10 protein-coding genes and 1 pseudogene are annotated in these 14434 nt (G+C 74.4%); 5 read left to right on the forward strand and 6 right to left on the reverse strand.

All coding sequences use genetic code 11. The features are described from left to right. Positions 1–235: 235 nt before the first annotated feature. From HN013_RS05190 to HN013_RS32700, 4 genes and pseudogenes are all read left to right on the forward strand, one after another. Positions 236–601 carry a hypothetical protein gene (locus HN013_RS05190; protein WP_171163445.1) on the forward strand — a complete coding sequence of 122 codons (366 nt, stop codon included), beginning with the start codon at positions 236–238 and terminating at the stop codon, positions 599–601. Positions 602–973: 372 nt separating this feature from the next. Beyond that, positions 974–1504, forward strand: a complete 531-nt coding sequence (locus HN013_RS05195; protein ID WP_171163447.1) for a HEAT repeat domain-containing protein — start codon at positions 974–976, stop codon at positions 1502–1504. Between the two features lie 31 nt (positions 1505–1535). Continuing rightward, positions 1536–2049 (forward strand): annotated as a pseudogene (locus HN013_RS05200) (DUF6596 domain-containing protein); the annotation flags it as partial. Beyond that, positions 2038–2502 (forward strand): maleylpyruvate isomerase family mycothiol-dependent enzyme, encoded by a 465-nt coding sequence (locus HN013_RS32700; protein WP_312018516.1) that lies wholly within the window; start codon positions 2038–2040, stop codon positions 2500–2502. The pseudogene HN013_RS05200 and the gene HN013_RS32700, both read left to right, overlap by 12 nt. A gap of 4 nt (positions 2503–2506) precedes the next feature. On the opposite strand, the gene HN013_RS33595 is transcribed toward HN013_RS32700, so the two are convergent. Next, a complete protein-coding gene (locus HN013_RS33595; RefSeq protein ID WP_171163449.1) occupies positions 2507–3529 on the reverse strand; it encodes an aromatic ring-hydroxylating dioxygenase subunit alpha in 1023 nt (340 codons plus the stop codon). 182 nt (positions 3530–3711) lie between these two features. Between HN013_RS33595 and HN013_RS05210 the strand changes: the two genes are divergently transcribed. After that, positions 3712–5199, forward strand: a complete 1488-nt coding sequence (locus HN013_RS05210) for an NAD(P)/FAD-dependent oxidoreductase (RefSeq protein WP_171163451.1) — start codon at positions 3712–3714, stop codon at positions 5197–5199. 178 nt (positions 5200–5377) lie between these two features. Here HN013_RS05210 and HN013_RS05215 read toward each other — a convergent pair whose 3' ends face one another. The 5 genes from HN013_RS05215 to HN013_RS05235 all read right to left on the reverse strand — a co-directional run bounded on the left by HN013_RS05215 (position 5378) and on the right by HN013_RS05235 (position 14386). Beyond that, positions 5378–6136, reverse strand: coding sequence for a bifunctional 2-polyprenyl-6-hydroxyphenol methylase/3-demethylubiquinol 3-O-methyltransferase UbiG (locus HN013_RS05215; protein ID WP_171163453.1), 759 nt, complete (start codon positions 6134–6136; stop codon positions 5378–5380). Between the two features lie 9 nt (positions 6137–6145). Then, complete coding sequence (locus HN013_RS05220) at positions 6146–7405, reverse strand: ATP-grasp domain-containing protein (protein ID WP_171163455.1); 1260 nt, start codon at positions 7403–7405, stop codon at positions 6146–6148. Between the two features lie 149 nt (positions 7406–7554). Further along, positions 7555–8382 carry a dimethylargininase gene (ddaH, locus tag HN013_RS05225; RefSeq protein WP_171163457.1) on the reverse strand — a complete coding sequence of 276 codons (828 nt, stop codon included), beginning with the start codon at positions 8380–8382 and terminating at the stop codon, positions 7555–7557. A 60-nt stretch (positions 8383–8442) separates the two neighbouring features. Beyond that, a complete protein-coding gene (locus HN013_RS05230; RefSeq protein ID WP_171163459.1) occupies positions 8443–12936 on the reverse strand; it encodes a non-ribosomal peptide synthetase in 4494 nt (1497 codons plus the stop codon). Then, the gene (locus tag HN013_RS05235; protein WP_171163461.1) at positions 12929–14386 is read right to left on the reverse strand and encodes an aldehyde dehydrogenase family protein; all 1458 of its coding nucleotides are present in this window, start codon (positions 14384–14386) and stop codon (positions 12929–12931) included. The genes HN013_RS05230 and HN013_RS05235 overlap by 8 nt, the downstream gene beginning before the upstream one ends. Positions 14387–14434: the final 48 nt, after the last annotated feature.

The raw sequence follows: 14434 nt of genomic DNA on the forward strand, positions 1-14434 counted from the left end.
CTCGAACGCGCCTGCCGGAACTCTTGAAAGAGCAGTATCTCCCCTGCCCGTCAAGACTGCGTATTTCCCTTCCTCCTCCATTCCCGCATCTCCCCCGCCCTCCCCCACCGCTGCCCGAACCACGGCCCCCTAGACGATCAGGTCCGCTTTCCGGCCGCCACCGCGCACCTCTCCGGCCCGCCCGCCGCGGTCCGTACTCTTGCCCGAGCCGGTACGGCGCGAGAGAGGGCACGCCATGGGCGTCTATGTTTCGGTCAGAGGATGGCTGGAGTGCGACGGGAAACAACTCGCCGCTGTCCAAGAGGTCATCGCGTCCCACGAAGACGATCACTATTCCCACGGCTGGGGCGCGCCCCGCCGGCACCTCAATTGGACCCACTACGTCTTCTACGGCGCCGACATCCGCGAGTCGGCCGTGGACTGGCTCCTCGGCCAGATCCGGGAGATCGCCCGGATCCCGGCCTCCGACGACGACGGAGACCGCGTCACGGGGCTGTTCCTCGCGCGCCACGAAGTCGACGGCACGACGGAATGGCGGATCCGCGAGGGCGGACTCGTCATCTCCCCGGGAGCCGCCGGGCATCGGTACCTCGACCGGTAGCCCGGCTCAGGGCGAGGAACCATCCCGACTTTCGGAGGGCCGCCGCGCACCCGGGGCAGCCCGTCGTCGGCCCGCGATGTCGTGCGTTCCGACGCGTGGTTTACTCCCTGGAGGTATCTGACGACCTTCCTCCTGGAGTTCCAATCCTGCTACTGGTAGCCGGAGTTCTCCGACGACGAAGAGCTCCGTGACGCCCTTGCCGCGACGAACGACCCGACCCGACCAGCCCCGAGCGGTTCGAGAAGGGGTTCCTGGGATCGCTGCGCAGTGACGACACGGTCGCCTGCGGCGACGCGCTGGACTACTACGACCGGGCCGGGATGACGAGCCGGTACGTGGGGGGGCAACCCGCTGGAGCCGTACGCCGAGGAGGTGTTCGCGGTCGCCCGCGAGGTGCTGCGGCAGCCGCCGTTCCCGGCCACCCCGGGCGGCGGCCGGACGGAGGCCGGCGCGAGTCACGCGAGCGCGCTGAACATCCTCGGGGAGCTGGGCACGGCCGAGGACGCGGAGGCGATCGCGTCCGCGCTGGGGACGGACGCCGCTTCGTCCGTCGTCCGCGAGCGCGCGGTGGACGCGGCGGGCCCGTGCCTCGAACGGTGGGAGACGCCGGACGGGCGGGTCGTCGCGGCGCTCGAGGAGCTGATCTTCGACGACTCGGCCGGCACGGACCTGCGCGTCGACGCGGTCCACGCGCTCTTCGGACTGGACGCGCCGCCGGTCACCGCCGTACTCGTGCGCACCGCCCGCTCCGCCCCGTTCCCGGTCCAGGTGGAGGCGGCCGTCGGCCTCACCTACGAGCACCTGGTCGACCGGCACGGGGAGCTGCTGCGCGAGGTGGTCGCGTCGTGGCCACGGGAGGCGGGCGAGCGGGCCGGGATCGTGCGCGATGAGCTGGGCGGGTGACCGGCGCTCCCCGCCCGCGGACACCGGCCCCGCCGTCCCCGACGAGCGGCTGGAGCTGCTCTTCACCTGCGCCCACCCCGCCCTGTCGGCCGAGGCGCGCGGGGCGCTGATGCTGCGCTGCCTGGCCGGGCCGACGACGGTCGAGGTCGCCCAGGCCCACCTCGTCCCGACGGCGACGACGGCCCAGCGGATCGTACGGGCGAAGAAGGAGATCCGTACAGCCCGGATCCCGTTCAGGGTGCCCGGGGCCGACGAGTTGCCCGAGCGGCTGCCGGGAGTCCTCCAGGTCTTCTACTCGCTCTTCATGGGCGGGTACGCGGCGAGTTCCGGCCCGGACCCGCAACACCCTGACCTCGCCGAGGAGGCCGTCCGGCTGACCCGGATCCTGCGCCGGTCGCTGCCCGCCGAGCGGGAGGTCACGGGGCTGCCGCCCTTATGCTGCTGGTCCACGCGCGGCGCGGGGCCGCACCGGGCCGCGCGGGGAACCCGTGCTGCTCGCGGACCAGGACCGCGGCCGCTGGGACCGCGCCCTGATCGAGGAGGGCCCGGTCCGGGCGCGCGGCGACTTCGACCGGATGGTCGCCGACCTGGCCCGGGAACGAGCAGCCGCCTTCATCCCCGCCGAACTCACCGCACATCTCCGGGAGGCCGCGGAGACCACCCGCCACGCGCCCCTCTCCGGCCCCCTGGACCCGATCACCGACCTGCTGGTGCACGAGCAGGACATCGCGCGTCCCCTCGGGCGCGTGTGGAGGATGCCCGTGGCACCGGCGCTCGCGGCGATCGGCCACGTGCTGGAGAGCCGCTTCTACGGAGCCCGCAAGCGCTTCGCCGACGTGCGGCTGGTCGCCACCGACGTCAACTGGTCGGCCGGCGAGGGGCCCGACGACCTCCGGGGACCGCTCGAAGACCTGCTGCTCCTGGCGACCGGAGGGACCGCCGCACTCTCCCACGTCACGGACCCGGGGCGCGAACGTCTCGCGGCGGCCACGTCGTAGCCGCTCAGGGCGACGGATAGAACTGGCGGGCCCAGTGGCGGAAGTAGCCGACGGCCTCGTCGCTCGCGGCGAGGCGCGGCCGCGGCTCGTAGCGTTTGGTGTTCCAGATCACCAGGTCCTGGCGGACCTTGCCGACCGCGGTCCGCAGCATCGCGCGGGCCAAGGCCCGGTGCAGACCGCGCCGCGGCAGCGACGCTCCGGTGGCGTCCGGCGGGCGGAGGTCCGCACAGGCTGTGGCGACCAGCATGCGGGTGCGCCGGGGCCCGGTCGGTGTGTGCATGGCCCACAGGTAGCTGGTGAGTCCGAGCGAGGGCAGCGGGAGCTCGACCCGGAGGTATCCCAGCCCCGCCAGGAGGAACGCGTGGTCGGCCCGGATCTTCCGCTTGAGAACGGGGGGCCGGTCCGGCCCGAGGCGCAGGCGCATGTGCAGGAGGGGGCCTTGGGCCGTCGGCGGGTCGAGTTCTCGCACGGCCACGTGGTGCAGGACGGGGAGATGCCGGTAGTCGAGGGTGTTCTCGATGATTTCCTGGGCGTAGGTGTGCACCTCCGTGCTCCAGGCGGCCGTCGGAACGACTCCGGCCCGGGCGGTGACGGGGACGTCCCAGGTGGGTCCGGCGCCGTCCGGTGCATGCCAGGCGAAGACAAAGCCGTTGTGCTCGCTGATGGTGTGGTGCCGCAGGCGGGCGCGCGGCGGCGGGCCGTCGGGCGTGCCGACGCAGGTGCCGTCGGGGGCGAAGGCGAAACGATGGAAGGGGCACACCAGGTTCTGACCCTGCACAGTGCCACCCGCCCCGAGATGGGCGCCGAGGTGCGGACAGTAGGGACGTACCGCGCGGGGGTGACCGTCGCGGGTGCGGTAGAGGACGACGTCCTCGTCCATGAAGCGGCGGGTCAGGACACCGCCGGGGGCCAGTTCGCGTGAGCGCGCCAGGCAGAACCAGCCGCTGGGGTAGGGCAGATGCCGCCCCGGCTCGTCGACGGCGGGGTGCGGACCACGGGACAGGGGCAGTTCGTCCCTCATCGTCATGACCGGCAGCCAACCACGGGAAGAAGTACTCCATACCGACTGTCCGGCAAGCTCACTCGTATGAGGTATCCGCTGGTCATATCTCCATGTCCGACGACGGCTGAAGGCTACGGTCGACGGCTCCGGGTGAACGGTAGGGGGCGGCCATGGCCGGGGGAAGTGCCGACAGTGGTGGTCAGGGCATGGAGGCCGTTGTCATCGGTGCCGGGCTCTCCGGCCTGGCCGCCGTGATCGCGCTGCGTGCGGCCGGGATCGACGACATCGTGGTGCTGGAGAAATCCGGTCGTCTCGGCGGGACTTGGCGCGACAACACCTATCCCGGATGCGGGTGCGACGTGCCGTCGGTGCTGTACGAGTACTCCTTCGCTCCTCACCCCTGGAGCCGGTGCTTCGCCGGACGGTCGGAAATCCTCGACTACCTCGAATCCACCGCGGCGACGCATGGCGCGGACGAGGTGATCCGCTACGACACCGAGGTGCTGAGCGGCGGCTGGGAGCCGGACACCCACCGCTGGAAACTGCGGACCACGTCGGGCACGTACACGACCCGGGTCGTGATCGTTGCCACCGGCCCCTGGCACCGGCCCCGTTACCCCGACATCCCCGGCCTCGACACCTTCCCCGGCACCGCCTTCCACTCCGCCCGCTGGAACCACGACGCCGATCTGACCGGACGCCGCGTCGCGGTGGTGGGCACCGGAGCGTCCACCGTCCAGTTCCTGCCCGAGATCCAGCCGAGGGCGGCGCACGTCGACGTCTTCCAGAGCACACCGCACTGGGTGCTCCCGAAACCCGACTACCCCCTCTCCCCCGGCCTCCACCGCTTCCTCGGGCACCACCCCGCGGCCCGCCGCGCGCTGCGCGGCCTGCACCACTGGACCCAGGAAGCCGTCGGCGTACCCCTGCGCCACCCCCGTCTGCTGCGGCCCCTGGAGGCCCTGGCCCGCCTCCACCTGCGCCGCTCCGTACCGGACGGCGCCCTGCGGCGGGCGCTCACTCCCCGCTACCGCCTCGGCGGCCGCCGCCTGATCACCTCCGACACCTACTACCCCGCCCTCACCCGGCCCAACGTGCGGCTGCGTCCCACCCGTGTGACCGCCGTGGAGGGCTCCCACGTCATCGGCGCCGACGGCACCCGCACGCCCGCCGACGTCATCGTCCTCGCCACCGGCTACCACATCGGCGAGCTCCCCCTGGCCCGCCGGCTGCACGGCACCGACGGCAGCCCGCTGGCCCGGACCTGGGCCGGCGACCGCCGCGCCTACCTGGGTACCAGTGTCAGCGGATACCCCAACCTCTTTCTCCTCATCGGCCCGAACCTGCTCTCCGGCACCACCGCCGTCCCCACCGTCCTCGAAGCCCAACTCCGGTACATCACCGCCGCCCTCGCTCACCTGCGCTCCAGTGGGTGCGCCGCACTGGACGTCAAGCCCGAGACCGAGGCGGCCCATCATCGGGCGCTGCACGCGGCGTTGAGCACCACCGTCTACAACAGCACCGGCGGATCCGGCTACTACTTCGGCCTTCCGGGTGTCAACACGTTCTGTTGGCCGTGGTCGACCACGCGGCTTGTCAAGCGTCTGGACGCCTTTGCCCCGGACGTCTACACCTGGACGTCGCCTTCCGGGGGCCGGCCCGGGCGGGACGGGCCGCCGGCATCCCAGCACTAGGGTATGTGGGTGGGTCCTTCCCCGGTCCCTCCCCAGAGGGGGCACCTCCATTTCACCGTTTCTTGCAGGAGCTGCGCCCCCGCACCCCCTTGAGCGCGCCTGCGGCGCGCGTCCTCAAGCGCCGGACGGGCTGTCTCAGCCCGTTGGGGGTGCCCCCTCTGGGGGAGGGGACCGGGGCTCAGGACGCCCGTCCCCCGAACCGCGCCAGGACGTACAGCGCCTCCCCGGAGAGGTCGCTGTCCTCGGCGTCGGTGTTGTCGTACATGCCGAGCACCTCGAAGCCCCCGTCCGTCAGGTAGCGCTCCAGCTCCATCGGGAAGAGCAGCCGGAAACGGACGTGGTCCGGCATCGGCGGCTGTCCGGCGACGCGCCACAGGCGGCGGCGGACGAGGAGCTGGTGGCGGCGGTCGAGGGTGTAGGTGGCCTCGGCGGTGGCGGTGAAGGCGGGGGTGGCGATGGTGAAGTGGCGCTGGAACGCCTCGCCCTCGGGGGTGGCGATGGCGTTGGGGACGTGGAGGAAGAGCAGGGTGCCGCGGCGGGCGTGGGTGGCGAAGGTGGTCACGGACCGGGCGATGTCGTCGTTGGTGTGCAGGTTGGACAGGGCCCAGCCGAGGCAGGTGATGGCGTCGAAGGTGCGGCCGAGGCGCAGGCTGCGCATGTCGCCGGTGCGGAAGTCCGGTCCGGGGCGGCGGCTGCGGGCGAACGCGATCATGCCGTCCTGGTAGTCGACGCCGACGCAGTCGATCCCGGCGCCGGTGAAGTGCTCGACGTGCCGGCCGGTTCCGCAGCCGAGGTCGAGCAGGGTCCGGACGCCGCGGGGCGCGTGCTCGGCGAGGAGCCGTTCGGCCATCCGGGGGATGTCCTTCTCCGTGCTCGGGTAGATCTCCTCGTACAGCTCCGGGTGGTCGTAGAGCAGGTTGCTCAGCAGAGGGTCCATCGCTGCCTCTCACACGGCGGTGCCGTCCGGTTCGGTCTCGAAGGTGACGCCTGCCGTCAGTTCGGCCACCAGGGCGTCGACGGCGTCGGCGTCTTCCGCGCCGGCGACGAAGACGGCGGGCCGGGTGTACGAGTCACGGGCGGGCCCGATGACGTCACCGGGGGCGACCCGGAGGTGGGCGGCGAGCACGCTCGGGTGCCGGCTCAGCGCGTCCCAGCCGTGGACGGCGCGCAGCCGGCCGGGCGGCGCGAGCGGGAACTCGGCGCGGGCGGCGCCGACCGCCTCGGGGACGGGGGCGGGGGTGCGGCCCAGCAGGTCGTCGATGAGGGTGCCGTACAACTCCAGTCCCGGCCGGGTGTGTTCGACCAGCGCGTGGATGTAGTCGCCGCCGCCGCGGTCGTGGAGCTCGCCGAGGACGATGCCGTCGGCGGTCACCCAGAACTCGACGTGGAAGACGCCCCGGGTGACGCCGACGGCCGTGAGCGCGCGGGCGACCGCGTCGGCCGCCTCCTCGGCCGTCGCCTTGTCCAGCCCGGAGGGCACCCGCTGGCTGGTCTCGACGAAGCCCTCGCCGGTGCCCTTGCGGGTCAGGGCGAGGACGCGGGGGACGCCGCCGACGAGGACGCCCTCGGCGGAGAACTCGGCGCCCTCCACGAACGTCTCGACGAGGAAGCCGGCGGAGGCGGGCAGCGCGCCCATGGCCGCCGGGGGCGCGCCGAACGCGGCCAGGGCGGCGGGCAGCCCGTCCGGCCCGTCCACCCGGGAGACGCCGATGCCCGCCAGGCCGTCGCGCGGCTTGACGATCCACGGTCCCGGCCCGGTCGCGCGCAGGAACCGTTCGGCGTCGGCGGCGTCCGCGCAGAGCGCGGTGCGCGGCTGCGGGAAGCCGGCCTCGCGCAGCCGGTCGCGGCACAGGTCCTTGTTGCGGACCCGGTGGACCGCCTCGGGGTCGTTGCCGGCGATGCCCAGCTCCCGGGCGATCACCGCGGCCGGGAGGACGGACAGTTCACGGATCGTCACCACCGCCGCGACCGCCGGGCCGGTGGCCGCCCACGCCCGGCAGGCGTCGGCGTCGTGAACGTCCAGCGGCAGCACGGTGTCGACGCGGGCGAGTTCGTCGCGCGTCGCCTTCCGCAGGTTCTCCGGGGTGTCGGCGCCGATCAGCGCCAGTCCGCGCCGGCGCGCCTGGTGGCACAGCCGCCGGATCTGGTCGCGGCCCCAGGGCGTCAGCGCGGTGCTGCCCAGGACGAGGAGCATCGCCTCCGTCACGCCAACCGACTCCCTCTCGCGTATGCCATCGGACGTGCCGTCGGACAGGGCCCTTTGAGTATGTGCGTCCGCCGGGTGCCTGCCAACCACAGGCACCCGGCGGGCGCGCCGGAGGGGCGGGAAGCGGCCAGCCGGCCGGGGCGGGGGCGTCAGACGGCCGCGGAACGAAGCTCCAGGGTGCAGCACTTGACGCTGCCGCCGCCCTTGAGCAGCTCGGTCAGGTCGATGCCGATCGGCTCGAAGCCCCGGTCGGCGAGCTTCGCGGCCAGCCCGGTGGCGGCCTCCGGCAGCACCACGTGCCGTCCGTCGCTGACCGCGTTGAGGCCGAAGACCGCCGCGTCCTCGGCGTCGGCGAGGACGGCGTCGGGGAACAGCCGCTCCAGCACGGCCCGGCTGCCGGGAGTGAAGGCCTCCGGGTGGTACATGATCTCGTCGGGGCCGAGCACGGCGAGGGCCGTGTCCAGGTGGTAGTAGCGCGCGTCCGTCAGCTCCAGGCCGATCACCGGGCGGCCGAAGAACTCCTGTGCCTCGCCGTGCGACTCGGGCGCGCTCCGGAAACCCTTGCCCGCGAGCACCCGGTCGCCGGTGACGAGGAAGTCGCCCTCGCCCTCGTTGACGTGCACCGGGTCCAGCGTCTCGGTGTACCCGTGCGAGCGGAACCACTCCAGGTAGGCGGGCCCTTCGGCGGCCCGTTCTGCGTTGCGGAAGCGGGCGCCCAGCACCTTGCCGTCGACGACGGTGGCGCCGTTGGCCGCGTAGACCATGTCGGGCAGGTCGGGCAGCGGCTCGATCAGGTCGACGCGGTGGCCGAGGCGGAGGTAGAGGTTCCGCAGGTCCTCCCACTGGGCGACGGCCAGTTCGGTGTCCACGGGCTTGGCGGGATCCATCCACGGGTTGATGGCGTAGGTGACGCGGAAATGGGTGGGCCGGCACATCAGATAGTGACGGGGGGAGGCGGTGCGGGGGGTGGTGGACATGGTCACTCCAAAACAGAAGCCGTAAGGAACTACAGAAGAAATAGCGAAGGGGCGGCGTCGCTAGCCGATCCCCCACCTGGCCTCCAGGGCGGCGATCGCCGCCTCGTCCAGGGTCACGAGCGGGAAGTCGGACGGCGTGTGCCCGCCCGCGTCCGCCCGGTCGAGCCGGCCGGCCAGGAACTCCAGCGCCTCCCGCCACGCCCCGGCGGACGCCACCGCGTCCGGGGCGGCGTCGCCGGTCCGGTGGGCCGTCAGCGTCAGCCCGTGGTCCGGCCCGGCCGCCCGCACGGTCAGGTGCAGCGGCCCGCGCGCCGGTACGGGCGGCGGTGACGGCCATTCATCGGCCGGCGCCGGGGCCCAGTCGTCCGTGCCGGGTGCGAGGCGGTGGGGCGGGAGGCCGACGGAGAGGTACGCGTCGGGGGCGCCGGTCGTGCCGGGGGCCGAGCGCACCGCCTCCTTGACCCGCTTGAGCAGGAGGTCGTGGTCCTCCGGTCGGTGCGGGCCCGCGGGCAGCCGGACGGTGACGTCGCGGCCGAAGCAGCCGACGGTGCCGGTGTACGCGCCCCGGTCGGAGCGGGTGACGCCGACGGCGGTCCCGGGCGACGCCAGGGCGAGCCCGGTGAGCAGCACGTCGTCGAGAGTGGTGTGGAACCGCCCGGCGATCCGCGCGAGGGTGCGGGCGACGGCCGGGGAGGCCAGTTCGGCCGTCTCCCCCGCGCCTTCGGGCTCCCCCCCGCCTTTGGGCTCCCCCGCGCCTTCCGGCTCCCCCGCACCGGCGGCCGGGGAACGGACGACGTCCGCCGCCCCCCTCGCCCACCGGGCGAACGCCGCTGGCTCCGGGCCGAGTTCGCCGCCCTCGGCCGCCACGGCCAGGTCGTCGGCAAGCAGGGCCAGCGAGTCCTCGTCGGCCGCCAGCGGATGGACGGTGAGCAGCAGCCGGCCGGGGGCGCGGTCGCCGCGGTCCCACCAGAGCGCGTCGAGCAGGATGCCGCGCTCCGGGGCGAGCCGGTGCCGGGCGGCGTCGGCCGCGGCCGCCATGTCCAGCGCCTCGCCGGTGACGCGGGTCGGCGGGCCACCCGCGTGCCCCGGGGCGGCGGGGCGGAGGCCGCCGGGGGTGAGGGTGGAGCGCAGGACGGCGTGCCGGTCGAGGACGCTGCGCAGGGCCGTGGCCAGCCGTTCCTCGGTGAGTCCGGCCGGGACCCGCAACAGGACCGTGCGGGCGGGTGCTCCGTCGGAGACCAGGCGCCGCATGTGGGGGGTGAGCGGGACGAGCCCCCCGTCACCGTCACCCTCCTCGGCGTCGCCGGCGGCCGCCGCGAGTGCCGTGACGGTCTGGTGCCGGAAGACGTCCCAGGGCGAGACCGGCAGGCCGGCGGCGGTGGCGCGCCCGGCGAGCTGGATGGCGATGATGCTGTCGCCGCCCAGGGCGAAGAAGCTGTCGCGCACGCCGACTTCGGGGAGGCCGAGGACCTGGGCGAACAGGGCGGCGAGCCGTTCCTCCGCCGGGGTGGACGGCCGGTCGTCGCCGACCTGCCCCGCGAAGTCGGGGGCGGGCAGGGCGCGGCGGTCGGCCTTGCCGCTGGGGGTCAGGGGCAGGGCGCCGAGGAGCACGACGGCGGCCGGGACCATGTAGTCGGGCAGCAGTCCGCGCAGGTGCTCGCGGAGCGCCGCGGCGTCGGCGGCGGCTCCCGGGCGGAGCACGGCGTAGGCCGCCAACTGCTTGCCCGCCGTGGGGTGTTCGTGCACGCCGACGGCGGCCCGTGCCACGTCGGCGTGGGTCGTGAGCGCGGCCTCGATCTCGGCGGGCTCGATGCGGAAGCCGCGAATCTTCACCTGGTCGTCGGCCCGGCCCAGGTACTCCAGGCGGCCGTCGGAGCGGGCCCTGACCAGGTCGCCGGTGCGGTACATGCGGGTGCCGGGCGGGCCGAAGGGGTCGGCGACGAACCGTCCGGAGGTGAGCGCGGGGCGGCGCAGGTAGCCGCGGGCGAGCCCGGCGCCCGCGAGGTACAGCTCGCCGGTGCCGCCGGGCGGGACGGGTTGCAGGCCGGCGTCCAGGACGTAGGCGGAGGTGTTCCACAGCGGTCTGCCGATGACCGGGTCGGCGTCGGTGACGTCGGCGTACAGGCTGTCGGCGCTGACCTCGGACGAGCCGTACAGGTTGATCAGCCGGGCGTGCGGGAACGCCTCGGCGAACGCCCCGGCCACCTCCGGCGTCAGGGCCTCGCCGCTGCTGATCCAGGTGTCGCAGCCGGCGAACAGGGCGCGTTCGGCGGGCGGCAGGGCGGTGACGGCGGCGAGCAGGCTGGGGACGACGGTGAGGCGGGTGGCCCGGTGCTCGTGGACGAGGGCGGCCAGCTGCGGCAGGCTCCTGGCCGCGATCCGGTCGGCGAGCACGACCGTGCCGCCGTGCAGCAGCGGGCCGAGGAGTTCGCCGGTCCCGTCGAGGAAGCTCAGGGACGTCTTGGCGCAGACCGGGGTGCCGGGCCGCCAGGGGTGGCGGTCGTGGAACCAGGCGAGCCGGTTGACGAGGCCGCGGTGCACACCGACGACGCCCTTGGGGGCGCCGGTGGAGCCGGAGGTGTAGATCACGTAGGCGGGGCTGAGCGGCGTGGCCCGGGGGCCGTCGGGCGGGCTGCCGGGGTCCTGGGCGGCGAGTTCGGCGCGCACGGCGGGGTCGTCGAGGACGAGCGGGGCGCCGGGGCCGGCTGCGGGCAGGCCGACGTCGGAGGTGGTGACCAGCAGCGCCGGGCGGGCGTCGCGCCGGACGGCGGCGGTCCGTTCGGCGGGGTAGTCGGGGTCCAGCGGCAGGTAGGCGGCGCCCGTCTTGAGGACGGCGAGGACGGCGACGACCATGTCCGCGGTGCGGTGCAGGGCGATCGCGACCAGGGTCTCGGGGGCCGCGCCCCGGGCGGCGAGCAGGCGGGACAGCCGGTTGGCTCGGGCGTCGAGCTCGGTGTAGGTGAGCCGTTCGCCGTCGGCGACGAGGGCGGTGGCGCCGGGCGCCCGGGCCACCTGGCGTCCGAACAGATCCCCCAGGGTGGCGTCGGGGAACGGGTGGGAGGTGGCGTTCCACTCCTCCAGCACCCGCCGGTGTTCGTCGGCGTCGAGCAGCGGCGCCCGCCGGACCGGCCGGTCCGGCTCGGTGAGCAGTCCTTCCAGCAGCGTCTCGAAGTGCCGCAGCAGGCCGGCGACGGTCTCCTGCCGGAACAGGTCGGTGCGGTAGGTGGCTTCGAGGGCGAGGCGGTCGCCGGTGGCGACGGCGGCGAGGGTCAGCTCGAACTGGCTGGTGCCGTTGGTCACCGGGCGGGGACGGACGGCGAGGCCGGGCAGCGCGAAGGTGTCGAACGCCTCGGTCCGCAGCAGGAACATGACGTCGAAGGGGGTGACCCGGCTGGAGGTCCGCCGGGGGCGCAGTTCCTGGAGGACGTGTTCGAAGGGCAGGTCCTGGTGTGCGTAGGCCTCGGTGCAGCGGTCCCGGACGTGGGCGACCAGTTCGGTGAAGGTGGGGTCGCCGTCCAGGCGGGTGCGCAGCAGCAGGGTGTTGTCGAAGTTGCCGACGACGGACTCGTACTCGGCGCGGTCGCGGTTCATCGCCGGGGTGCCGACGGCGATGTCGCGGCTGCCGGTGTGCCGGTGCAGGAGCACGGTGACGGCGGCGAACAGCACCATGAACGGGGTGGCTCCCCGCTCGCGGGCGAAGGTCCGCAGGCGGGCGGCCAGCCGGTCCGGGAGCGGGCGTCCGGCGGTGGCGCCGTCGTCGTGGGCGTCGGCGGTGCGCGGGAAGTCGGTGGGCAGGGCGACGGGGTCGGGCCAGGGGTCGAGGAGGCCTCGCCAGTGGTCGAGGCGGGGCCGGATCCGCTCGGGCGTCAGGTTCTCCCGCTCCCGGCGGGCGAACGCCGCGTACTGGGCGGCGGGGGCGGGCGCGGGCCCGCCGTCGCCGGTGCGTCGCCGGTAGCAGACGGTGAGGTCGCGCAGCAGGACCTCCCAGCTGCCCTCGTCGACGGCGATGTGGTGGGCGACGAGGACTAACAGGTGCTCCTCGTCGGCGGTACGGAACAGGGCTGCCCGCAGGGGGAGTTCGGCGGCGAGGTCGAACGGGCGGCGGCCGAGGTCGCGGGCCCGCCGTTCGGCCTCCGCCTGCCGGAGTTCCGGTGCGAGGCCGGTCAGGTCGGTGACGGGCGCGGGGACGGGCCGGCCGGTGAGGACGGCCTGGGCGAGGGTGCCGTCGGGTTCCTCGCGGTGCGTGGTGCGGAGGACGTGGTGGCGGTCGGCGACGTCGGTGAGCGCCCCGGCGAGGGCGTCGGTGTCCAGGGGGCCGGTGATGTCGAAGGCGAGTGTGAGGTTGTAGGCGGCGGTGTCCGGGCCGAGGTTCTGGAGGGCCCACATGCGGCGCTGGGCGGCGGACGGTCCGGGGGCGGACTCGGGGGCCGGGTCCGGGCCGGGCGTGGCGGGGGTGGCGGTCCGGGTGAGTCCGCGCTCGGCCAGGCGGCGGCGCAGCAGGGCGCGCTTGCGCTCCGCGAGCAGTTCGGCGTCGGTGGCCGGCTGGTCAGACACGGTACGTGGGGCCTTCCTCGCGGGTGCCGCCCTCGGCGGGCGGGGTCGATGCGGTCTCCCAGTGGCGGCCGAAGAGCAGCCGCTCGTCCGGCAGTACGGCGGGGACGGGCCGGGAGACGACGGTGTGGTTGAGGAAGTGCCGCCAGGTGATGTTCCCGGACCCGCCGGTGCCGCCCCAGCTGCCGCCGGAGAGGGTGGTGGTGAACGGCACTCCGCTGCTGAAGCTGCCGGTGTTGGTCATGGTCGACTGGTTGACGACGACCCGGCAGGTGGGGATGCGGTCGGCGAGGAGCGCCACGCGGTCGTCGCGCGTGGTGTGGATGCCGCAGCTGTGGCCCCGGCCGCAGCGGTCGAGGATGCCCTCGACCAGGGTCACGGCCCGGTCGAAGTCGTCGTAGACGGCGAGGGTGAGCAGCGGGGCGATCTTCTCGCGGAGGACGGGGTCGTCCCGGTCGGGGTCGGGGCAGTCGAGCACGAGGACGGTGGCCTTGCCGGCGTCCGTGATCCCGGCGGCCTCGGCGATGACGGCGGCCGGCCGGCCGATCAGTTCGCGGTCGAGCGTCTCGCCGTCCGGCCAGAGCGCGGCGCGGATCCGGGCGGTTCCGGGGCCGTCGCAGAAGTGGGCGCCGCGCCGGGCGAGTTCGGCGCGGAAGCGGCCGGCGACCGAGCGGTGGACGAGGACGTTGCTCTCCGACGAGCAGGAGGTGCCGTTGTTGTAGGCGGCGCCGGTGGCGATCTCCTCGGCGGCGGCGGCGAGATCGGCGGTCTCGTCCACGAGGACCGTCGGGTTGCCGACTCCCGCGCCCAGGGCGGGCGTTCCGCTCTCGTGGGCGCGGCGTACGGTGCCGGGGCCGCCGATGGCGACGACCTGGTCGGCCGCGCGCATCAGGGCGGTGCCGGCCGCGCGGCCGGTGACCTCCAGGCACTGGAGGAGGTCGGGTGGCGCGCCGGCGGCCGAGAGGGCTTCGCGCATGATCCGGACGACCTCGCGGGCGGTGGTGTGGGCGCGGGGGTTGGGGGTGAAGACGGCGGCGTTGCGGGTCTTCAGCATGGGCAGGGCGTTGCAGACGATCCCGGGGCCGGGCGCGGTGGCGGGGCTGGCCACCGCGATGACGCCCATCGGCTTGGCGATCCTGGTCAGTCCGAGTTCGGGCAGTTCCTCGACGACGCCGACGGTGCGGACGCCGTGCAGGTCGCGGAGGACGCCGAGGACGCGGCGGCGCTGCATGGCGTACAGGTGCTCGGTGTCGCCGAGGCGGGTGTCGCGCCGGCTGAGCCGGGCGATGTGGCGGGCGTTGTCCTCGCGGAAGCACTGCCAGGCGACGGCGGCGACGATGTCGTCGACACGGTCCTGGGGCCAGGAGGCGAACTCCCGCTGTGCGGCGCGGGCGCGGCGCACGGCGGCGTCGACGGCCGTGGTGGTGGAGTGGGGGCCGGCCTGGGGGGCCATGGTGGTCTCCTGTGGGGAAGGGTGGGGGGCGGGGCCGCGCGGCGGCCC

Source organism: Streptomyces sp. I05A-00742, from assembly GCF_013055795.1.
Taxonomy (GTDB): domain Bacteria; phylum Actinomycetota; class Actinomycetes; order Streptomycetales; family Streptomycetaceae; genus Streptomyces.

Coding starts and splice junctions, on each gene's coding strand:
- HN013_RS05210 (WP_171163451.1), top strand. CDS start 3,712: ATGGAGGCCGTTGTCATCGGTGCCGGGCTCTCCGGCCTGGCCGCCGTG.
- HN013_RS33595 (WP_171163449.1), bottom strand. CDS start 3,529: ATGACGATGAGGGACGAACTGCCCCTGTCCCGTGGTCCGCACCCCGCC.
- HN013_RS05235 (WP_171163461.1), bottom strand. CDS start 14,386: ATGGCCCCCCAGGCCGGCCCCCACTCCACCACCACGGCCGTCGACGCC.
- ddaH (WP_171163457.1), bottom strand. CDS start 8,382: ATGTCCACCACCCCCCGCACCGCCTCCCCCCGTCACTATCTGATGTGC.
- HN013_RS05190 (WP_171163445.1), top strand. CDS start 236: ATGGGCGTCTATGTTTCGGTCAGAGGATGGCTGGAGTGCGACGGGAAA.
- HN013_RS05215 (WP_171163453.1), bottom strand. CDS start 6,136: ATGGACCCTCTGCTGAGCAACCTGCTCTACGACCACCCGGAGCTGTAC.